Annotated in this window: 14 protein-coding genes; 9 read left to right on the top strand and 5 right to left on the bottom strand. The window is 66.6% G+C overall.

Annotated features, from left to right (window positions below):
- Nucleotides 1-136: 136 nt before the first annotated feature.
- Together G7Y82_RS12320 and glgA are read right to left on the bottom strand one after the other, a co-directional pair.
- Entirely contained in the window at nt 137-1,114 is a 978-nt protein-coding gene (locus G7Y82_RS12320) for a quinone oxidoreductase family protein (protein WP_168148518.1), read from the bottom strand.
- Nucleotides 1,114-2,574 carry a glycogen synthase GlgA gene (gene glgA, locus G7Y82_RS12325; RefSeq protein ID WP_168148427.1) on the bottom strand — a complete coding sequence of 487 codons (1,461 nt, stop codon included), beginning with the start codon at nt 2,572-2,574 and terminating at the stop codon, nt 1,114-1,116. The genes G7Y82_RS12320 and glgA overlap by 1 nt, the downstream gene beginning before the upstream one ends.
- A gap of 239 nt (nt 2,575-2,813) precedes the next feature.
- Here glgA and glgC point away from each other — a divergent pair, with 239 nt between their 5' ends.
- From glgC to malQ, 5 genes are all read left to right on the top strand, one after another.
- Complete coding sequence (gene glgC, locus G7Y82_RS12330) at nt 2,814-4,073, top strand: glucose-1-phosphate adenylyltransferase (RefSeq protein ID WP_168148428.1); 1,260 nt, start codon at nt 2,814-2,816, stop codon at nt 4,071-4,073.
- Nucleotides 4,074-4,236: 163 nt separating this feature from the next.
- The gene (glgB, locus tag G7Y82_RS12335) at nt 4,237-6,456 is read left to right on the top strand and encodes a 1,4-alpha-glucan branching protein GlgB (RefSeq protein WP_206370667.1); all 2,220 of its coding nucleotides are present in this window, start codon (nt 4,237-4,239) and stop codon (nt 6,454-6,456) included.
- 7 nt (nt 6,457-6,463) lie between these two features.
- Nucleotides 6,464-8,677 (top strand): glycogen debranching protein GlgX, encoded by a 2,214-nt coding sequence (gene glgX / locus G7Y82_RS12340; protein ID WP_168148430.1) that lies wholly within the window; start codon nt 6,464-6,466, stop codon nt 8,675-8,677.
- Entirely contained in the window at nt 8,674-10,476 is a 1,803-nt protein-coding gene (gene treZ, locus G7Y82_RS12345; protein ID WP_168148431.1) for a malto-oligosyltrehalose trehalohydrolase, read from the top strand. The genes glgX and treZ overlap by 4 nt, the downstream gene beginning before the upstream one ends.
- Nucleotides 10,473-12,569 (top strand): 4-alpha-glucanotransferase, encoded by a 2,097-nt coding sequence (gene malQ, locus G7Y82_RS12350; RefSeq protein WP_168148432.1) that lies wholly within the window; start codon nt 10,473-10,475, stop codon nt 12,567-12,569. The genes treZ and malQ overlap by 4 nt, the downstream gene beginning before the upstream one ends.
- On the opposite strand, the gene G7Y82_RS12355 is transcribed toward malQ, so the two are convergent.
- Nucleotides 12,551-13,453, bottom strand: coding sequence for a LysR family transcriptional regulator (locus G7Y82_RS12355; RefSeq protein ID WP_168148433.1), 903 nt, complete (start codon nt 13,451-13,453; stop codon nt 12,551-12,553). The genes malQ and G7Y82_RS12355 overlap by 19 nt on opposite strands.
- Nucleotides 13,454-13,527: 74 nt before the next feature.
- On the opposite strand from G7Y82_RS12355, the gene G7Y82_RS12360 reads away from it, so the two are divergent.
- The 3 genes from G7Y82_RS12360 (at nt 13,528) to G7Y82_RS12370 (ending at nt 17,134) form a co-directional block, all read left to right on the top strand.
- The gene (locus G7Y82_RS12360; protein WP_168148434.1) at nt 13,528-13,956 is read left to right on the top strand and encodes a CidA/LrgA family protein; all 429 of its coding nucleotides are present in this window, start codon (nt 13,528-13,530) and stop codon (nt 13,954-13,956) included.
- A complete protein-coding gene (locus G7Y82_RS12365) occupies nt 13,940-14,647 on the top strand; it encodes an LrgB family protein (RefSeq protein WP_168148435.1) in 708 nt (235 codons plus the stop codon). Before G7Y82_RS12360 ends, G7Y82_RS12365 begins: the two co-directional genes overlap by 17 nt.
- A 336-nt stretch (nt 14,648-14,983) precedes the next feature.
- Nucleotides 14,984-17,134, top strand: a complete 2,151-nt coding sequence (locus tag G7Y82_RS12370) for a phosphocholine-specific phospholipase C (RefSeq protein WP_168148436.1) — start codon at nt 14,984-14,986, stop codon at nt 17,132-17,134.
- A gap of 56 nt (nt 17,135-17,190) precedes the next feature.
- Here the strand turns inward: G7Y82_RS12370 and G7Y82_RS12375 are convergent, their stop codons facing one another.
- On the bottom strand, nt 17,191-17,820 hold the full coding sequence (locus G7Y82_RS12375; RefSeq protein WP_168148437.1) for an HD domain-containing protein: 630 nt from the start codon (nt 17,818-17,820) through the stop codon (nt 17,191-17,193).
- A gap of 147 nt (nt 17,821-17,967) precedes the next feature.
- Complete coding sequence (locus G7Y82_RS12380) at nt 17,968-18,384, bottom strand: hypothetical protein (RefSeq protein WP_168148438.1); 417 nt, start codon at nt 18,382-18,384, stop codon at nt 17,968-17,970.
- Nucleotides 18,385-18,495: 111 nt separating this feature from the next.
- On the opposite strand from G7Y82_RS12380, the gene G7Y82_RS12385 reads away from it, so the two are divergent.
- Entirely contained in the window at nt 18,496-20,784 is a 2,289-nt protein-coding gene (locus G7Y82_RS12385) for a transferrin receptor-like dimerization domain-containing protein (protein WP_168148439.1), read from the top strand.
- Nucleotides 20,785-20,871 lie beyond the last annotated feature (87 nt).

Raw genomic sequence — 20,871 nt, forward strand, 5'->3', positions numbered from 1 at the left:
CGGATGAAAATGCCGCGATCGGTTGTGGTCCCGTCGAGACGGGTCGGGATTGCGCTGGCGGATCGAGGTCGCGGCTTGCGCCGCGCCTGGAGACGGCTCGGTCTTGTAGGCGCGGCGCGAACCGCGACCGCGGCACCTACGGCAGCAACACCGTCGCGCCGGTCGTCTTGCGTGCTTCGAGGTCGCGGTGCGCCTGTGCAGCATCGCGCAGCGCATAGGTCTGGCCGATGTTGATGCGCACCGCGCCGGAGGCGACGACGTCGAACAGCGCCTGCGCGCTGGCCTCCAGTTCGGCGCGCGTGGCGATGTAGTCGAATAGCGTCGGGCGTGTGACGAACAGCGAACCGCGCGCCGATAGCATGGCCGGCGCGAACGGTTCGACCGCACCCGAGGCATTGCCGAAGCTGACCATCAAGCCGCGGCGCGCCAGGCTGTCGAGCGAACCGACAAAGGTGTCGCGACCGACGCCGTCGTAGACCACCGGCACGCCCTCGCCGCCGGTCAGTTCACGAACTTTCCTGGCGACGTCTTCGTGGCGATAGTCGATGACATGTGTGCAGCCGTGAGCGCGGGCGATCGCCGCTTTCTCCGGGCCGCCAGCGGTGCCGATCACGGTGACGCCGAGGTGGCGCAGCCATTGCGCGGCGATCAGGCCAACGCCACCGGCCGCGGCGTGCAGCAACACCGTTTGCCCGGCCTGGACCGGATACAGGCGGCGGATCAGATATTCGACGGTCGTGCCTTGCAGCATCATCGCCGCCGCAGTGCGCTCGTCGATCGCCGGCGGCAGCTTGACCAGCACGCGCGCCGGCATCACCCGCGCCTCGGCATACGCACCGAGCGGACCGGACGCATAGGCAACACGATCGCCGACCGTCAGACCTTCGACGCCCTCGCCGACCGCCAGAATCTCACCCGCACCCTCCGAGCCGATACCGCTCGGCAGCGGCGCCTTGTACAGACCGCTGCGATAGTAGGTGTCGATGAAGTTCAGACCCACCGCCGTCTGCCGCACCAGCGCCTCGCCGGCACCGGGCGTGCCGAGCGTCTGCTGGTCCCAGATCAGCTTGTCGGGACCACCCGTTTCGTGGATGCGGATCTGGCCGGTCTTCATCATGCCTTGCTCGTCGTGATGGCGGGCCGGGCAGCATACAGATCGAGATAGGCACGTGCCGAACCGCCCCAGGAAAAATCACGGGCCATGCCGGTGGCGCGCAGCTGCGCGCGCGTCGCGGCGGCGTCGAACAATTCCAGCCCGCGACGTACGCCGTACAACAGGCCACCGACGTCGGCATCGTTGAACTGCACGCCGGTCGCGGTACCGGCCGCGAGCGTCAATGGGGTGGCATCGACCACGGTGTCGGCCAGACCACCGGTCCGGCGCACGACCGGGATCGCGCCATAGCGCTGCGCATACATCTGGTTGAGGCCACAGGGTTCGAAGCGCGACGGCATCAGCTGTAGATCGGCAGCGGCATTGAAGCGATGCGCGAGACGTTCGTCGTGCGCCAGCCGCAGGCCCACACGTCCGGCCGGCGCGTTGGCCGCAAAGCGCCTGAGCCCGTCCTCCAGATGCGCCTCGCCATTCGCCAGAATCGCGTACTGCGCCGGCAGCGCCAGCAGTTCGCTCGCGGCAGCGATGATCAGATCGGCGCCCTTCTGTTCGGCGAGCCGGCCGATGAAAACGATCAGCGGCCAGTCGCCCGGCGCCAGTCCCAGTTCGGCCTGTAGCAGGTATTTGTTGGCCGCCTTGCCGATCGCGACATCGGCTGCGCTGTAATGCCGGTCGATCAGCGCGTCGGTCGCCGGGTCCCAGCTGCGCTCGTCGATACCGTTGACGATGCCGTGCAACACCCCGCGACGCCAGCGCAGCACGCCGTCAAATCCGCAGCCATAGGCCGGCGTCTGGATTTCCTCGGCGTAGCTGGGACTGACCGTGGTGATCACATCGGCGTAGACCAGGCCGGCCTTCATGCACGACGCGCGCCCCCAGAACTCCAGGCCGTCCATCGACCACCAGCGTGGTGGCAGCTTCAGCGCATCGAACTGTGTGCGCTCGAAGCTGCCCTGATACGCCAGATTGTGGATGGTGTAGACGATACGCGGGCGTACGGCTTGCTCGTGCAACCAGGCGGCGGCCAGCGCGCTCTGCCAGTCATGGAGATGAGCGACATCGGCCACGAAGCCCGTGTCACGGTCCAGGCCCAGCGCCAACTCGCGCACCGCCACGCAGAATGCCGAGAAGCGCAGCATGTTGTCGACGAACTCGCGGCCGTCCGGCGCCCGGTACGGATCACCGTCACGCTCGAACAAGGCCGCGTTGCAGATCAGATAGACCGGCAGTCCATCCGGTAATTCGCCGCTAACGATTTCGAGCGGCTGGGCATGCGCATCTAAACGACCGATCAATTTTGGCTTGTGCAAGCGCTCGCGAAGGCCGCGATAGCCGGGAATGGCGACGCGCGCATCATGCCCCAGCACTCGCTGAGCCGACGGCAGGGCACCGACCACATCAGCCAGACCACCCGTCTTGGCCAGGGGCTGACATTCGGATGCAGCATGCAGAATCTTCATCGCGGCCTTTGGTTCGAAATGTGCATGGCGGTGCCATGCGGTGCTTGGACTAGTGTAGGCGGTGACGATGAATTCGAAGTGAGGGGGAACGAGTTCACGACGCCTTCAGATGACGCCCGTCACAATGCAAACGTGGGGCATGAATCAAGATGAGGCTTGACGGTGCCATGGAAGGTACCGGTCGCTGTACCCGCGACGTCGATCGATGCAGCGGGAATCCCAAGATGGAGAGCGGCAGCATGAGCGGCACTTCCCGCGATACGCGTTTCGTCAGCCGGTTGACGCGTGAAACCCTGGCATTGGTCATGGCCGGAGGGCGCGGCTCTCGCCTCATGCAGCTCACCGCCGCACGCGCCAAACCGGCGGTGCCGTTCGGCGGCAAGTTCCGCATCATCGACTTCACGCTATCCAACTGCATCAATAGCGGCATCCGCCGCGTCGGCGTGCTCACCCAGTACAAGAGCAATTCGCTGATCCGGCCGTTGCAGCTGGGCTGGAGCTTTCTGCGCGGACAGTTCGGCGAGTTCGTCGAGTTGCTGCCGGCCGAGCAGCGCTCCGACATTCCGTCCTGGTATTCGGGCACGGCCGATGCCGTCTATCAGAACATCGACTTCATCCTCGAGCACCAGCCCGCCTATGTGCTGATTCTCGCCGGCGATCACATCTACAAGATGGACTACGGTCGCATGCTCGCCCACCACGCCAGCACCGGCGCCAAGCTCACCGTCGGCTGCCTCGAAGTGCCGATCGCCGAGGCGACCGCCTTCGGCGTCATGGACATTGATGAGAACACCCGCGTCGTGCGCTTCGACGAAAAGCCGCGGCAACCCCGACCGATGCCGGGCAAGCCCGGTAGCGCGCTGGCCAGCATGGGCATCTACGTCTTCGACGCGATGTTTCTGCTCAACTGGCTGAAGCGCGATGCCGGGCTCGCCCATTCCAGCCATGACTTCGGCAAGGACGTGGTGCCGTCGGCGATCGAGGATGGCGCCGTCTACGCCTATGAGCTGACCGATCTGTACGACTATACGAAGCAAGGCTATTGGCGCGACGTCGGCACCGTCGACGCCTACTGGAAAGCCAATCTCGAACTGATCGACGTCACCCCCGAGCTCAACCTGTACGACGAGGACTGGCCGATCTGGACGCACACGCCGCATGCACCACCCGCCAAGTTCGTGTTCGACGAGCCGAATCGCCGCGGCTGCGCGACGGACTCCATCGTCAGCGGTGGCTGCATCGTCTCCGGCGCCCAGGTCAACCGCAGCGTGCTGTTCTCCGACACACGCGTCGACACCGGCAGCGAGATCAGCGAGAGCCTGTTGCTGCCCGGCGTGCGCGTCGGCCACGACTGTCGCATCCGCAAGGCGATCATCGATGAGGGCTGCGTCATCCCCGACGGCACGGTGATCGGCGAGCACCGTGAGCGCGACAGCCAGCTGTTTCACGTCAGCGATGGCGGCGTGACGCTGGTGACACGCGAGATGCTGCGAGCCTGAGCGGTGCGACACGTCCCGCGATCCGCAGCGCTCGCACTGCAGGCATTCATCGACGAGCCGGCCACCTTGCGGATCATGCATAGACCGCTCCCATTGCACGGCCCGGCCGGCGCATCGGTAGAGCGCGCCAGCCCATCAGATTGGAGCATGCTCGATGTCTGCCATGACGGTGATGCGCATGCGTGAGCCGCCGGCGCTCGAACTGGATGCCCTGACGCTGGCGGCGCTGGTCGACGGCCACTGCGACGATCCATTCGCCGTACTCGGCCCGCATTCGATAGGCGCCGGCCGTGTGCGGATTCGCTGCTATCTGCCTCAGGCCGAAGCCGTGGACGTGCTGGCGCGCGAAGACGGCCGCTTGCTGAGCACGCTGCAGCCGTTACAAGTGCCGGGTTTGTACGCCGGCCATATCGGCGCCGGGCAAGCTTACCGGCTGCGCATTCGCTGGCCGGGCGACAGCCTGCAGGAAACCGAAGACCCCTACGCGTTCGGTCCGTTGCTCAGCGACTTTGACCTGTATCTGATCGGCGAAGGCAGCCATCGCGAACTCGGTCGCTGCCTTGGCGCACAAGCGTTGACCGTCGACGGGGTGCCTGGCGTGCGCTTTGCGGTCTGGGCGCCGAACGCTCGACGCGTGTCGGTGGTGGGCGACTTCAACAGCTGGGACGGCCGCCGTCATTCCATGCGGGTGCGACGCCCCTCCGGTGTCTGGGAAATCTTCGTCCCGCATCTGCAGCCGGGCAGCGTCTACAAATACGAAATCCTCGGGCCGCAGGGCCTGTTGCCGCTGAAGGCCGATCCGGTCGCCCTGCAGTCGCAGGTGGCGCCGATGACCGCGTCGATCGTCGCCGAACCGCAGCCGTTCGCATGGACCGACGACGGCTGGCTGCAATCGCGCCGTGAACGCGCCGCGGTGTCGGCGCCGCTGTCGATCTACGAAGTCCATGCCGGCTCATGGCGTCGTCGCTGGGATGCAGGGCATTCGTCGCTGAGCTGGGACGAGCTGGGCGATCAGCTGATTGCGTATGTTGCCGAGCTCGGTTTCACGCACATCGAGCTGCTGCCGGTGATGTCGCACCCGTTCGGCGGCTCCTGGGGCTACCAGCCGCTGGGCCTGTTCGCGCCGCAGGCATCGTTCGGCACACCGGACGCGTTCCGCCGCTTCGTCGACCGCGCGCACCAGGCCGGCATCGGCGTCATCCTCGACTGGGTGCCGGCGCACTTCCCGACCGACGAACACGGCCTGGCGCGCTTCGACGGCACCGCGCTGTACGAGCACGAAGATCCGCGCGAAGGCTTTCACCAGGACTGGAACACGCTGATCTACAACCTCGGCCGCCGCGAGGTCCATGGCTTCATGCTGGCCAGCGCGCTGCACTGGATCGAGCATTACCACATCGACGGCCTGCGCGTGGACGCCGTCGCCTCGATGCTCTATCGCGATTATTCGCGACAACCCGGCGAGTGGATTCCGAACCGCTATGGCGGGCGCGAAAATCTCGAGAACGTCGACTTCCTGCGTCACCTCAATACCGTGGTCGGCGACCGCTGTCCCGGCGTGCTGATGATCGCCGAGGAGTCGACCGCCTGGCCCGGCGTCACGCGGCCGGCGCACGACGGCGGTCTCGGCTTCACCTACAAGTGGAACATGGGCTGGATGCACGACACGCTGCACTACATGCGCAGCGACCCGGTGCATCGCCGCTATCACCACAACCAGATCACCTTCGGCCTGGTCTACGCGTTTTCCGAGCATTTCGTCCTGCCGCTGTCGCACGACGAAGTCGTACACGGCAAGGGCTCACTGATCGGCAAGATGCCCGGCGACGATTGGCAGCGCTACGCCAATTTACGTGCGTACTACGCTTTCATGTGGTCGCACCCCGGCAAGAAGCTGCTGTTCATGGGCGGCGAACTTGCGCAACAGCGCGAATGGGATCACGACACCCAGCTCGACTGGGCGGCATTGCGTGATCCACGGCACGCTGGCATGCAGCGACTGATCGGCGATCTCAACCGGCTCTATCGCGAAACACCCGCCCTGCATAAAAAAGACGGCGACGGCGCAGGCTTTCACTGGCTGATCGGCGACGACGCCGGCAACAGCGTGTTCGCTTACGTACGCTACGGCAGCGACGCGCAACCGCCGCTGATCGCCATCTGCAATTTCACGCCGGTGCCGCGCAACGGCTACCGTGTCGGCGTGCCGCGCAGCGGTCGCTGGCGCGAAGTCTTGAACACCGACTCGCAACATTACGACGGCAGTGGCAGCGGCAACCTCGGCATGCTCAATGCCGCGCCGCAGCCGTCGCATGGTCAGCCCTTCTCTGTGCAGCTGATGCTGCCGCCGTTGGCGGTGGTATGGCTGCGGCACGAACCCTGAACGCTCCATGTCGAACGACCTCCCCGACCGACTCCTGCCGCCCGACCCGCATCACGATCAGGGGCCACTCGGTGCGCACTGGGACGGGCGCGGCACGTACTTTTCGATCTTTTCCGAGTCCGCCGAACTCATCGAGCTGTGCCTGTTCGACGCCGCGGGCCGCCATGAGACCCGCCTCGAGATGCCGGATTGCGTCGACGGGGTCTGGCGCGGCTATCTGCCGAATGTCGGACCAGGACAGCTCTACGGTTACCGCGCGTATGGCCCTTACGATCCCAAGCACGGCCTGCGCTTCAATCCGCACAAGCTGCTGATCGACCCCTACGCGCGGCGTCTGGCCGGCGAGATTCGTTGGCATGACGCGCTGTACGGCTATCGCGTCGGTTCACCGCGCGGCGATCTGTCGTTCGACCGCCGCGACAGCGCCGCCTACGTCCCCAAGGGCATCGTCGTTCACGATCGCTTCGACTGGGCGGGCGACCGGCCGCCGCGCGTGCCGTGGAGCGAAACCGTCATCTACGAGGCACACCTCAAGGGGCTGACCCAGCGTCGCGACGCGTTTCTCGAACACGATCGCGGCACCTTTGGGGCGCTCGGTCACGCACGGAACATCGAATACCTCAAGCACCTCGGCATCACCGCCGTCGAGCTGCTTCCGATCCATGCGTTCGCACGCGACCGCTATCTGGTCGAACAGCAGCTGACCAATTACTGGGGCTACAACACCCTCGCCTACTTCGCGCCGGACAACGCCTATCTGTCCGACGGCACGCTCGGCCAGATCAAATGGGCGGTGCGCCAGCTGCATGCAGCCGGCATCGAAGTGATTCTCGACGTCGTCTACAACCACACCTGCGAAGGCAGCGAACTCGGACCGACGCTGTCGTTTCGCGGTCTCGACAACCAGGCCTACTATCGCCTGCTGCCGGATCAGCCGCGCCATCACATCAACGACACCGGCTGCGGCAATACCGTCAACTTCAGCCATCCGGCGGTGATCCGCATGGTCATGGATTCGCTGCGCTACTGGGTGCAGGAATTCCATATCGACGGCTTCCGCTTCGACCTCGGCGTCACGCTCGGCCGCGAGCCGGGCGGCTTCGACCCTGGCGCGGGCTTCTTCGACGCGCTGATGCAGGACCCGATGCTGTCGCGCGTCAAACTGATTTCCGAGCCCTGGGACATCGGCCCCGGCGGCTACCAGATCGGCAATCACCCGGCCGGCATGAGCGAATGGAACGGCAAGTTCCGAGACGATATCCGTCGCTACTGGAAAGGCGACGCTGGCCTGCGGCCGGCGCTGTCGGCGCGCCTGCAGGGATCGGCGGAAATGTTCGACCATCACCGCCGTCGTCCGTGGGCCGGCATCAACTTCATCACCGCGCACGACGGCTTCACGCTCGAAGATCTGGTCAGCTACAACGCCAAGCACAACGACGCCAACGGCGAGGACAATCGCGACGGCAGCGACCATAACGACAGCAGCAACTGGGGCGTCGAAGGACCGACCGACGACACCGCGATCGTCGCCCAGCGCGATCGGCTCAAGCGCGCGATGCTGGCGACGATGATGATCTCGCACGGCACGCCGATGCTGCTGGCCGGTGACGAGTTCGGCCAGACCCAGCACGGCAACAACAACGTCTACTGCCAGGACAACGAGATCGCGTGGCTGGACTGGTCGCTGCTCGACGGCGAGCGCGGCGCCTGTCTGCACGACTTCGTCGCGCGCCTGATCGCCTTGCGTCGCGAGCAGCCGTTGCTGCAGGGCCTGTACTTCCAGCATGCGCAGCTGGAACTGGCACCCGGCGTGCGCGATGTGTTCTGGTTCGACGAAGACGGCAAGGATCTGACCGAGGACGACTGGAACAATCCGAACGCCCGCCTGCTCGGCCTGCGTCGCGTCGGTCCGGCCGCGGACGATGATACGGTCGAGGTGGTCGTCGCGTTGTTCAACGCCGACGGCGCGGCCTTCCGCTTCGAGTTGCCGCCGCCGATGCTGGACTACCGCCTGTTGCTCGACAGCAACGACCCGTCGAGCACCGAGCTGCATGCCATCGACGGCAGCGTCGAGCTTGCCGGGCACAGCGTGATGTTGCTGGCCGCACGGACCGAGCGTGCGGCACTGAGCAGCGAACGCCGCCGCGCCGCGAACCAGTCGCTGACCGATGACGAGCCCGACAACACTGCAGCCGACGATGGCGCGGAGCAGGCGGCATGACGCGCGCCGCCTACCCGCTGCCGTTCGGTGCCACCGTGCTCGACGAACGGCGCACGCGCTTTCGCATCTGGGCGCCAGATGAAGCGCAGCTGCAGCTGGAGATCGAAGGACAGCCGCCGCAGCCGATGACGCGCAGCGACGATGGCTGGTTCGAGGCTTATGGATCTTGCGGCGCCGGCGCGTGCTATCACTACCGCCTCGACAACGGCGTGGCGGTACCGGATCCGGCTTCACGCGCGCAGGCCGATGACGTGCACGGCGACAGCGTCGTCATCGATCCGCGCGATTACGATTGGCAGCACCCGCAGTGGCAAGGTCGGCCGTGGCACGAAACGGTGCTCTACGAATTGCACCCCGGCGCCTGCGGCGGCTTTCGCGGCATCATCGAGCGCCTGCCGGCACTCGCCGCGCTGGGCATCACCGCGATCGAGCTGATGCCGGTCAACGACTTTCCGGGCGCGCGCAACTGGGGCTACGACGGCGTGCTGCCGTATGCGCCTGACGCGGTCTACGGCGCGCCGCATGATTTCAAGCAATTGATCGACACTGCGCACGGTCTCGGGCTGTCGGTCTTCCTCGATGTGGTCTACAACCACTTCGGCCCCGACGGCGCCTATCTGCACGCCTACGCACCCCGCTTCTTTCGTGAAGACCGGCACACGCCGTGGGGCGCGGCGATCGATTTTCGTCGGCCGCAGGTGCGCGACTACTTCATCTACAACGCGCTGTACTGGCTACACGAATATCGCCTCGACGGCCTGCGCTTCGATGCCGTGCATGCGATCGAGGACGATGGCTTTCTCGCCGAAATGGTCCAGCGCATCCGCGCCACGATCGCGCCGCACCGGCATGTTCATCTGGTACTGGAAAACGAGGACAACCGCGCCGAGCTGCTCGGCGGCGACCGCTACGACGCGCAGTGGAACGACGATGCACACAACGCCCTGCATGTGCTCCTGACCGGCGAGCATGAAGGCTATTACCTGAGCTACGCCGAACGTCCGGCCGACCAGCTCGCGCGCGTGCTCGCCGAAGGCTTTTGCTATCAAGGCGAGCCGATGCCGTCGCTCGACGGCAAGCCGCGCGGCTCACCGAGTGGGCGGTTGCCACCGACGTCTTTCGTCTTCTTCCTGCAGAACCATGACCAGATTGGCAATCGCGCCTTCGGTCAGCGTCTGATCGAACTCGCCGATCCGCAGGCGCTGCGGGCCGCCACGCTGCTGCAGCTGCTATGCCCGCAAATCCCGCTGTTGTTCATGGGTGAGGAATGGGGAACGCGTACCCCATTTCTGTTCTTCACCGATCACAACGCCGAGCTGGCGCCCAAAGTCACCGCCGGCCGCCGCCGCGAATTCGCGCGCTTCTCGGCATTCAGCGATCCCGCGCAACGCGAACGCATCCCCGACCCGAACGATCCGCTGAGCTTTCACCACTCCGTGCCCGACGCCCGCGAGAGCGCACACGGCGATCACGCCGACTGGCTGGCCTGGTATCGCCAGCTGCTACAGCTGCGCCACGCGCAACTCATTCCTCGACTGGTGGGTGCGCGTGCGCGGCGCGCGGACGCACTCGGCAGCCACGCGGTCGCTGCGCAGTGGACGCTGGGTGATGGCGCACTGCTGACGATCGTCGCCAACATCGGCGCCGACGCAGCGCCGGTCGCATGGCCGGTCGAAGGACACCCCTTGATCGAAACCCGCGACGGGGTCGCGTCCGCCGTCGTCAACACGGGCAGCATGCCCGGCCTCAGCGCATGTGCCTGTCTGTTGCTGCCTGACTCCCGCGGAGACTCCGAATGAGCGACGACGCCCTGCGCCGTCTGGCCGAACGTGCCGGTATCGCTTCGAACTGGACCGACTACCGTGGCGTGCCGCGGGTGGTCGGCGTACAGACGCTGCGCACCGTGCTCGACGCCATGGAGCTGCCGTGCGGAAGCGACGCACAGATCGCCGATAGCGAGGCGCGGCTCGCCAACGAGCAGCAGCGCGACGGCATTCCGCCGCTGCTGACGGCGGTCCATGGGCAGAGTCTGCAGATCGGCGGCACCGCGCACGGCGGCGGGGCTCTGACCGTCACGCGGGAAGACGGAGGCACGCAGGCACTGCAGGCCGAAGCCCGCGATGGCGGCTTGCGCATCGCTCAGGTCGATCTGCCACCGGGCTATCACCGCCTGCACATCGGCGAACGCGAATCGACGCTGGCCGTGGCACCGAACCAGGCGTTCGGCGTCCGGGACGCCAGTGGCGGACGTCGCGTCTGGGGACTCGCCGCCCAACTCTACGGCCTGCGTCGTGACGGCGGTGGCGGACTGGGCGACTTCACGGCCCTGCGTGATCTCGTCGAGCAGGTCGCGGCACGCGGCGGTGATGCGCTGGCCATCAGTCCCGTGCATGCGCTGTTCGCCGCCGACCCCGGGCATTTCAGTCCGTATTCGCCGTCGAGCCGGCTGTTCCTCAACATCCTCCACGCCGACCCGGCGCTGGCGATCGGCAGCGATACCTTGCGCGCACTGATCGACGAGCTTGGCGTCGGCGACACGCTGCAGCGGCTGGAATCGCAGGCGATGGTCGACTGGCCGGCGGCCAGCCGCACCCGCCTCGCGCTGCTGCGCGCCAGCCACGCACAGCTGGCGCCGCGGCTGGCCGATGCAACCGATCCGCTCGGTGCGTCGTTCGCCCGCTTTGTCGTCGATGGCGGCGAGGCCCTGCTCGACCACGCGCGCTTCGAGGCCTTGCATGCCGAGCAGGTGCGCGACGGCCGCTGGTCGTGGCTGGACTGGCCGGCGGCACTGCGCGATCCGCGCGCGGCAGCGGTCGCCGCATTCGCCGATGCGCACGCCGACACCGTGCAATTCCATTTGTACGCGCAATGGCTGGCTGCACGCGGCCTGGCCGCGGTGCAGACCAGCGCCCGCGAGTCGGGCATGGCGATCGGCCTGATCGCCGACCTGGCGGTCGGCACCTCGAACGGCGGCAGCCACGCCTGGAGCCGACAGCGTGAAATGCTCACGGGCCTGTCGGTCGGCGCGCCGCCCGACCTGCTCAATGCCCTCGGCCAGAGCTGGGGCCTGTCGACGTTCTCGCCGCGCGCGCTGCGCCAGCACGGCTACGGCGCGTTCATCGAAATGCTGCGCGCCAATCTGCGCCACGCCGGTGGCCTGCGCGTCGACCACATTCTCGGCATGCGCCGCATGTGGCTGGTGCCACAAGGCGCCGATCCGATTGAAGGCGCATATCTGCAATTTCCGCTGCACGACATGCTGCAGCTGATCGCGCTCGAATCGCATCGGCACCGCGCGGTGATCGTCGGCGAGGATCTCGGCACGGTACCTGACGGCTTTCGCGACGAGCTCTACCGGCTCGGCATCATGGGCATGCGCGTGCTGTGGTTCGAACGCGACTACGGACTGTTCGTCGAACCGTCACGCTGGCCGACCGGCGCGATGGCGACCACCACGACGCACGATCTGCCGACCGTCGCCGGTTGGTGGCAAGGCCGCGACATCGATTGGCGCGCCCGGCTCAAGCTTTATGCGCCGGGCATGGACGAGGCACAGGACCGCGCCGAGCGCGATGAGGACCGCAAGCGGCTGTGGGGCGCGTTCCAGTACGCCGGCGTCACCGACCTGCCGGTGCCGCCGGCCCCGGAACATGCCGATGCCGCCATCGACGCCGCCGTACGCTTCGTCGGCAAAACGCCGTCACCGCTGGCGATCGTACCGATCGAGGACATCGCCGGCCTCGTCGAACAGCCGAATGTGCCCGGCACCGTCGACGAGCACCCGAACTGGTGCCGGCGTCTGCCGGCCGATGCCGCCACCCTGCTGGCGACGCCGGATGCCCGGCGTCGTCTCGATGCCATCGGGCAGGCGCGTCAGGCCGCCGGCGACTGAGCGGCGCGTTCCTCGACCGTGCTGCGCACCAGTGCCAGCCAGGCGCGCGCGGCCGGCGACTGCGATTCGCGTCGCCACGCGACGCCCATGCGCCAGCGCAGGCTGGCGTCGGCGACCGGCATCGTCACCACGCCGCTGAGCGAGCGGCCGGCGGCCGACAGCTTGGGCAGCAGCACGACGCCGCTGCCGGATGCGACCATCGCCAGGATGAAATCTGCCTGCGCGCTGTGGATCACCTCGCGCGGCGCGATACCGCGGCGTTCCAGCGCCTTGCGGATCAGTTGGTTCAGCGCAAAACCCTCCTCGAACAGGATCAGCGGCATCTCGGTCAGCCATTTGAGCTGGAAGACCTTGGCGTGCGCGTGCGGATGGCTGACCGGCAGGCAGGCCAGCAGCGGATCGTCGCGTACGCACAGCCAGTCCAGTGCCGGATCGGTCGGCGGCAGCGTCGTCGCCACGTCCAGTTCGCCGCTGGCGACCGCCTGTTCGAGCAAGCGGCTACCGCGCTCGCGCAAGGTAATGACGATGTCCGGATACAACTGGCGATAGCGCGCCAGCAGCGGTGCGAACAGCATTTCGCTGCCGAGTTGCGCCAGCCCCAGGCGCAGCTCGCCGCGTTGCAAACCGCGCAGTGCGTCCAGTTCGGCGCGCATGCGGTCCATGCCGTCGAGGATCAGTTGCGCATGACGGTAAACGACCTCGCCCTCCGGGGTCAGCCGCACGCCGCTGCGGCTGCGCTCCAGCAAGCGTCCGCCGCACAGCAATTCGAGCTGGGCGATGGCCTTGCTCAGCGTCGGCTGCGTGGCATGTGCGTGCTCGGCGGCGCGGGCAAACGCGCCGTGGCGAACCACCTGTACGAAATAGCGCAGCGTGCGGTCGTCCATCTATTCGATATGTGAATATTTACAATGAATACTATTCATTACTGGAATTCATTGGAAGCCTCTACGATGGCGGCATGTCAACGATCAACGCCGCCATCCGCCTGTCGAGCCGTCAGCATCCGCAGTTGGCGCGCGTCACGCAGATTTTCGCGATGCTGGTCTGGTGGTACGCCTGGGACGCGCTGTCACGCGCGCTCGGCTTGCCGATTCCGGGCAGCATCCTCGCGCTGGGCAGCCTGCTGTTGCTGCTCCTGAGTGGCTGCATCCATCACAGCGCCCTGCGCCTCGGCGCCGACTGGCTGCTCGCCAATATGCTGCTGTTCTTCGTGCCGGCGGTCATGGCGATCTGGAAGCATCTGCCGCTGGTGCGCCTCGACGGCCCGCGCATCTTCGCCGTGATTCTGATCAGCACCGCAATGGTGATGGTCGCCACCGCGCTGCTGGTCGACATGGTGTTCCGCCTCAGCCGCCGCCGGGAGGCACAGCGTGCCGTCGCCCACTGAATGGCATCCGGAGTGGCTGTCGCTGCTGTGGCTGGCCGTCACAGTGGGCAGCTACTACCTGCTCAAGCCGGTCTACGCGCGCCTGCCGCGCTGGTGGACCTCGCCGCTGCTGACCGTACCGATCGTGCTGCTCGTGCTGGGTCTGATCATCGGCAACAACTACGACGCCTACATCCGTGACACGCACTGGCTGCTGATGATGCTCGGCCCGGCCACCGTCGCGTTCGCACTGCCGGTGTTCCGCTATCGCCAGCTGATCCGTCGCAACTGGCTGGCGCTGACCGTCGGCGTGATCGGCGGCTGCGCGATCGCCATGACCACCTCCTGGCTGCTGGCCTCGCTGTTCGGTCTCGACGAAGACATTCGCCGCAGCCTCGTCGCCCGCTCGATCACCACGCCGCTGGCGATGGTGGTGTCGGCCGATGTCGGCGGCGTGCCGGAACTGACCGCGCTGTTCGTCGTCGTCACCGGCATCGCCGGCGCCGCGCTCGGCGAAATCCTGCTGGCGATCCTGCCGCTGCGTTCGGCACTGGCGCGCGGCACGCTGTTCGGCGTCGGCGCGCACGGCGCCGGTACCGCCAAGGCCTTCACCGTCGGCACCGAGGAAGGCACCATCGCCAGCCTGGCGATGGTCCTGGCCGGCCTGCTCTGTGTACTTTCCGCCCCGCTGATCTCGCACGTTCTGGCTTGAGTGTCGCCGGCGTTTCATACGCCTGACCCATAGCGACCCTAAGCTCCCGCCGACGATGTACGCGCAGGGGGCGCGCCACACGTCAGCAGGAGATCAGGTCGTGCCGCACTTGCATTCGAGCCGGGGTAACCGCCGTGGCTGCCACCGCTCGCTGTGTCTTGTCGCCTTCGTTGGCTTACTGGGCCTCGCCGCCTGCGACAACAGTACGATCCGCGACGACGGCAGTTCGCCAGCACCGGAAACGCCGGCAACCCCGAGTGCGCTGCACTGCGCACCGGAACCGGGAACGAACGTCAGCCTCGCGCATGCCTGCGGCCCGGCGCCGGGGATGCGCGCATGAACGGCATCGACCGTCGCCGCTTCCTCAAGCTCGCCGGCGGCGCCACCGCCGCCGCCGCGCTGCCCGCCAGCATCCGCCGCGCGCTGGCGATTCCCGCCAACAACCGCAGCGGCACGATCAACGACGTCGAACACGTCGTGATCCTGATGCAGGAAAACCGCGCGTTCGACCATTACCTCGGCACCCTGCCCGGCGTGCGCGGTTTCGGCGACCGTTTCACGATTCCGCTGCCGGACGGCCGCAGCGTCTGGCAGCAGCAATACGAAAGCGACGGCGCCACGCGCCTGATCCAGCCCTACCACCTCGACCAGACGCAGGGCAACGCGCAGCGCGTCGACGGCACGCCACACGGCTGGGCCGACGCGCACGGCGCCTGGGACCGCGGTCGTCTGAGCCGCTGGCCGACGTACAAGAAGCCACAGTCGATGGGCCATTACAGCGAAGCCGAACTGCCGTTCCAGTTCGCGCTGGCCAACGCCTTCACGGTCTGCGACGCGTACTTCTGCGCGATCCACAGCAGCACCAACCCCAACCGCATCTTCCACTGGACCGGCAGCAACGATCCGCGCGGCACCCACGGCGGCCCGGCGATCGACAACACCTGGGACGGGCTGGCCGCGTCGACCGAGGGTTACACCTGGACGACTTATCCGGAGCGGCTCGAAGCGGCCGGCGTCAGTTGGAAGCTCTACCAGAACCTGCCGAACAACTTCACCGACAATCCGCTGGCCGGCTTCGTCCCGTATCGCCAGGCCAATGAGGCGCATGGCAACAATGCGGACGGCTCGCCGTATCCGGCCTATCAGGACGCGGACAACGTCGGCAATCCGCTGTACAAGGGCATCGCCAATACCCTGCCCGGCGGCAATGTCGCCAACCCGAACATGCTCGCGCAGTTTCGTGCCGACATCGCCGCCGGCGCGCTGCCGCAGGTGACGTGGATCGTCGCGCCGGACGCGTATTCGGAGCACCCCGGCCCGTCGAGTCCGGTGCAGGGCGCCTGGTACACGCAGCAGGTGCTCGACGCACTGACCGCGGATCCCGAGCTGTGGAGCAAGACCGCGCTGATCGTGAACTTCGACGAAAACGACGGCTTCTTCGACCACGTGCCGCCGCCGTGCGCACCGTCGCTGGACGACAACGGCACACGCCTCGGTGGCGCGACCATCGCCATCGACGGCGAGACCCACAGCGACGGCCTGATCTACGGCCCCGGCCCGCGCGTGCCGATGTACGTGATTTCGCCGTGGAGCCGCGGCGGCTGGGTCTGCAGCGAAACCTTCAGCCACACCTCGGTGCTGCGCTTTCTCGAAAAGCGCTTCGGCGTCGCCGAACCGAATCAGTCGCCGTGGCGCCGCGCGGTCTGCGGCGACCTCACCTCGGCCTTCAACTTCGTCAACCCGAACGACGAGGCGCTGCCGTCGCTACCGGCGCGCAGCAAGCTCGAATCGGACGCGCTGCGCTACGCCCAGGAATTGCGCCCGCAGGTCGCCGTGCCCGACGAAGCCGTGCAGCAGGCACCGACGCAGCAACGCCTGGCCCGCCCATCGCGCGCGCTGCCGTACGAGCTGCACGCCACCTCGCGCGTCGACACCGGCACGAACACGCTGAAGCTGCTGTTCGCCAACAGCGGCAGCGCCGCCGCCGTGTTCCACGCCTACGATCGTCTGCACCTCGAAGCGCCGCCGCGCCGCTACGGCCTGGCGCCCGGCACCGCACTCGAAGCCGAATGGTCGCTGGCCGCCGACAACGGCCAATACGACCTCTGGCTGCTCGGGCCCAACGGCTGGCATCGCCACTTCACGGGCCTTCGAACCACCGCCAGCGGCGCCGATCCCGAAATCCGCATCTGCTACGACGTCGAACAGGGCGGCGTACATCTCGACCTGCGCAACCACGGCGACAGCGCCTGCCGCTTCATCGTCACGCCGAATGCCTACTTCGACGATGCGCCCGCCACGATCGAGGTCGCCGCCGGCGACAGCGGTACCTGGCGACGCGAGCTCACCGACAGCTTCCGCTGGTACGATTTCACCGTGACCCTGGAAGACGACAGCCGCTTCAGCCGCCGCTTCGCCGGCCGCGTCGAAACCGGCGAACCGTCGGTTTCGGATCCGGAGATGGGGCAAGCCTCAGGGGGCTCCTAGCTCGGCCTTCAACACGTCCACACGGACCGGAATCGCCTAGCGCCGCACAGCCTGGGCTAAGGCGCGTCCGCCAGTAGCGCCGCGAGCGATCTCGTCAGATTGTCGCGAGCCTGCAGCTCGTACTTCGCACGAAATGCCTCGGTGCTGTAGAGGACCGGCCGGCGGGCAAACGCTTGAAGAATCCTGCGCCGCCCAGCACGGAATTCCGCGTCGGGAACCCATGCGTATTCCGCTCGAACCTGATGCTCGTATTCGGCAAAGCGCGCCGGCGCCGCGCCCAAAATCGACAGATCAACGTCGACCAGTATCTGCGCATCGAAGCCGTCCGGAACCGCATCGTGCCGGGTCGCCATCACCAGCCGATAGAGGCGGTCCGCACCAGCCGCCGAACATCCGCTCGACAGGGCATGCTCGCGAGCCCATGCCGCACTGCGCGCCTCGTTGTCATGCGCGCGCGTGTCGTAGATGGCGTCATGGAACCACAGCGCCAACTCCACTTCAGCCGGACGCGCCGCAAGCTGTCGAACGACGCCGAAGTTCTGCAGACACTCCGCAAGGTGCTGCTGTGTATGGTAGTGACGCTGCGGTTCGGCGTAGCAGTCCAGCAGCCGATTGAACAAGGGCTCGTCTGGTTCGCCGACCCCGAGCTCCCGCCATGATCGCCGCCAGCTTTCCAGAAAATTCATAGCATCCCTCCCATCCAGCTTCGCGCCGGACTGTCATCGCGCAAAGATCTTATGGGCTCGCGGAATTTTTTGGTTCTTCTGAGGATGAGGAGCGCCCAGCGATCACGACGACCCGGCGTAAACATCCACGCTTCGACGCGTTGCGCATCAAGGGCACACGGGCGGTTGATCGGAGTGCCACATGCGCAGCATGACGGCTGTCAGCACCTCGGTCACGCGCACGGCCTGTTCGACCGCGACACCCGACAACACCCGGCCTGCCGAATCGTAGTAGGTTGCTTTCGTGCAAAGCACGACGTCGACCCGCTGCTGCGACGGCCTGCTGGTCGCCTCGATTTCATAAGGGCCGAGACGCGTGCCGCTGAGTGCCGGGTATGCATCGCCGATCCGTATCCATGCCCAGGCAGAATCACGAAGCTCGAAAGCATCGTGTAACGCCGCGAAGACCTCCGGCTTCTGTTGCAGCAGCGGATTCAGCGCGTCGGTGCGCAACGTCCCGCCAGCCGAGCATGGCAATGATGCGGCAAGGCTCAGGCAAGCGACTGCGAGCGGAATCCGGTTCATGGTCGCTAGCCTATCGCGCGTTTCCCTCACTCGCATTGCCGCCGCGCGATGCCGGCACGTTTGATTCGCTGAGCACGGCGATTTACCGTGCTGGCAAGGGAGGGTTTCGAAATGATCAATCAGAAGATCTGCGCCTCGGGCGTGCTGGGGTTCGTCGTCGCGGTAATGGCGGGCAGCGCGTCTGCTGCCGATGCCTCAAGCGCCACGATGCCGGGCTACGGCGCGGCCGACGCCACCGCCCAGCACCAGTTGGAGCAAGCCTTCGATGCCGGCCTGAATGCCGAAGACCTGCGCGGCTGGATGAAGCAGATGGCCGCCGAACCCAACCAGGTCGGATCGGCGCACGACAAGGCCAATGCCGAATTCATGCTCCAGCAGTTCAAGAACTGGGGTTGGGACGCGCATATCGAAACCTTCCAGGTGCTCTACCCCACGCCCAAGAGCACGTCGCTGGAGCTGATCGCGCCGACGCATTTCACGGCGGCCTTGCATGAGCCGCCGGTGGCCGGCGATGCCAGCTCGGCGAATACCGCGAACGCCCTGCCGCCTTACAACGTCTACGGCGCCGACGGCGACGTCAGTGCGCCGCTGGTCTACGTCAACTACGGCATGCCGGACGACTACAAGGCGCTCGCGCGCCGCGGCATCGACGTCAAAGGCAAGATCGTCATCACCCGTTACGGCGGCGGCTGGCGCGGCCTCAAGCCCAAACTCGCGCAGGAACATGGCGCGGTCGGCTGCCTGATTTATTCCGATCCGGCCAACGACGGTTATGGCGCCGGCGATATCTATCCGAAAGGCGGCTTTCGCCCGCCCGAAGGCGTGCAACGCGGCTCGGTCGAAGACATGACGCTTTACTCCGGCGACCCGCTGACGCCCGGCGTCGGCGCCACCGCCAAGGCGAAACGCCTGAAGATCGCCGACGCCAAGGTGATCCTGAAAATCCCGGTGATGCCGATCTCGTATGCCGACGCGCAGCCGCTGCTCGCCGCGCTGGGTGGCCCGGTCGCACCGCAAGGCTGGCGCGGCGGCCTGCCGCTGACCTATCACATCGGCGGCGACGGCGACGCCAAGGCGCACATGAAGATCGCCTCGGACTGGAGCCTGAAGCCGATCTACGATGTCATCGCCATGATCAAGGGCAGCGAGTATCCGGACGAATGGGTGCTGCGCGGCAATCATCACGACGGCTGGGTGTTCGGCGCCTGGGATCCACTGGCCGGCAACGTCGCCCTGATGGCCGAAGCCAAGTCGATCGGCGCCCTGCTCAAGCGCGGCTGGCGGCCGAAGCGCACGCTGGTCTACGCCAGTTGGGACGGTGAAGAACCGGGCCTGCTCGGCTCGTCGGAATGGGCCGAAGAACATGCCGACGAGCTGCGTCGCAAGGCGGTCGTCTACGTCAACTCCGACACCAACGGACGCGGCTTCATGTTCGCCGGCGGCAGCCACGATCTGCAGGCGCTGGTCAACCAGGTCGCCAGCGGCGTCAAGGATCCGGAGACCGGCGTCAGCGTCCTGGAACGGATGCGCGCCAAGATCCTGGTCGACGGTTTCGCCAAGAACGCGAGTGAGCAAGCGCGCATGCTGGCCAAACAGGTCAAGGGCGACAAGGACGTTCCACTCGAAGCGCTGGGCTCCGGCTCCGATTTCACGCCCTTCCTGCAGCATCTGGGTGTGGCCTCGCTGGACCTCGGTTTTGGTGGCGAGGACGACGACGGCGGCATCTACCACTCGGTCTACGACTCCTACGAGCACTACGCGCGCTTCGGCGATCCGAGCTTCGCCTACGGTGTCGCCCTGGCCAAGGTCGCCGGCCATGTGATGCTGCGCGTGGCCGATGCCGATGTCGTGCCCATGCACTTCACCGAGTTCGCCGACACCATCGGCCGCTACGTCACCGAGCTGCACGAGCTGGCCGATCACAAGCGCGAGCACAGCGTGGCACTGGATGAGTTGCTCAAGAATGGCGACTTCAAGCTCGCCGCCGACCCGACCAAGACCCTGTTGCCGCCGCTGGCCGAGGACACGGTGCCCTATCTCGACCTGGCGCCGCTGGACAACGCCGTCGTCGCATTGAAGGCCAGCGCAAAAGCCTATGACGACGCCGCAGTCAAAGCAGCGCTTCCGGCGCCGCAGGCACGCAAGCAGCTCAACGCCTTGCTGCTGGGGATGGAGCAGACACTGATCGCCAAGCAAGGTCTGCCCGGCCGCCCCTGGTACCAGCACATGATCTACGCGCCCGGCATGTACACCGGCTATGGCGTCAAGACCCTACCCGGCGTGCGCGAAGCCATCGAGGAAGCGCAGTGGGACGACGCGCAGCGCTACGCGGTGGTCGACGCCGACGTGCTCAAGGCCTATGCGCATCAACTGGATCAGGCGACGGCACTGTTGAAATAAGCCGGAGCGCACTCGAGGCCTGAATCGCAGAGGCGCAAGGATGCGCCATGCGATGCCGCTCATGCAGAGTCGCTCGTGGCTGGATTG

The sequence above is a fragment of the Solimonas marina genome, assembly GCF_012241385.1.
GTDB classification, from domain to species: Bacteria; Pseudomonadota; Gammaproteobacteria; order Nevskiales; family Nevskiaceae; genus Solimonas; species Solimonas marina.

Excerpts from the sequence above, each read along its gene's own strand:
- G7Y82_RS12375 (WP_168148437.1), bottom strand. The coding sequence starts at position 17,820 with ATGAATTTTCTGGAAAGCTGGCGGCGATCATGGCGGGAGCTCGGGGTC.
- G7Y82_RS12370 (WP_168148436.1), top strand. The coding sequence starts at position 14,984 with ATGAACGGCATCGACCGTCGCCGCTTCCTCAAGCTCGCCGGCGGCGCC.
- treZ (WP_168148431.1), top strand. The coding sequence starts at position 8,674 with ATGACGCGCGCCGCCTACCCGCTGCCGTTCGGTGCCACCGTGCTCGAC.
- G7Y82_RS12320 (WP_168148518.1), bottom strand. The coding sequence starts at position 1,114 with ATGAAGACCGGCCAGATCCGCATCCACGAAACGGGTGGTCCCGACAAG.
- G7Y82_RS12355 (WP_168148433.1), bottom strand. The coding sequence starts at position 13,453 with ATGGACGACCGCACGCTGCGCTATTTCGTACAGGTGGTTCGCCACGGC.
- G7Y82_RS12385 (WP_168148439.1), top strand. The coding sequence starts at position 18,496 with ATGATCAATCAGAAGATCTGCGCCTCGGGCGTGCTGGGGTTCGTCGTC.
- glgB (WP_206370667.1), top strand. The coding sequence starts at position 4,237 with ATGACGGTGATGCGCATGCGTGAGCCGCCGGCGCTCGAACTGGATGCC.
- glgA (WP_168148427.1), bottom strand. The coding sequence starts at position 2,574 with ATGAAGATTCTGCATGCTGCATCCGAATGTCAGCCCCTGGCCAAGACG.
- G7Y82_RS12360 (WP_168148434.1), top strand. The coding sequence starts at position 13,528 with ATGTCAACGATCAACGCCGCCATCCGCCTGTCGAGCCGTCAGCATCCG.
- malQ (WP_168148432.1), top strand. The coding sequence starts at position 10,473 with ATGAGCGACGACGCCCTGCGCCGTCTGGCCGAACGTGCCGGTATCGCT.
- G7Y82_RS12380 (WP_168148438.1), bottom strand. The coding sequence starts at position 18,384 with ATGAACCGGATTCCGCTCGCAGTCGCTTGCCTGAGCCTTGCCGCATCA.
- glgX (WP_168148430.1), top strand. The coding sequence starts at position 6,464 with ATGTCGAACGACCTCCCCGACCGACTCCTGCCGCCCGACCCGCATCAC.
- glgC (WP_168148428.1), top strand. The coding sequence starts at position 2,814 with ATGAGCGGCACTTCCCGCGATACGCGTTTCGTCAGCCGGTTGACGCGT.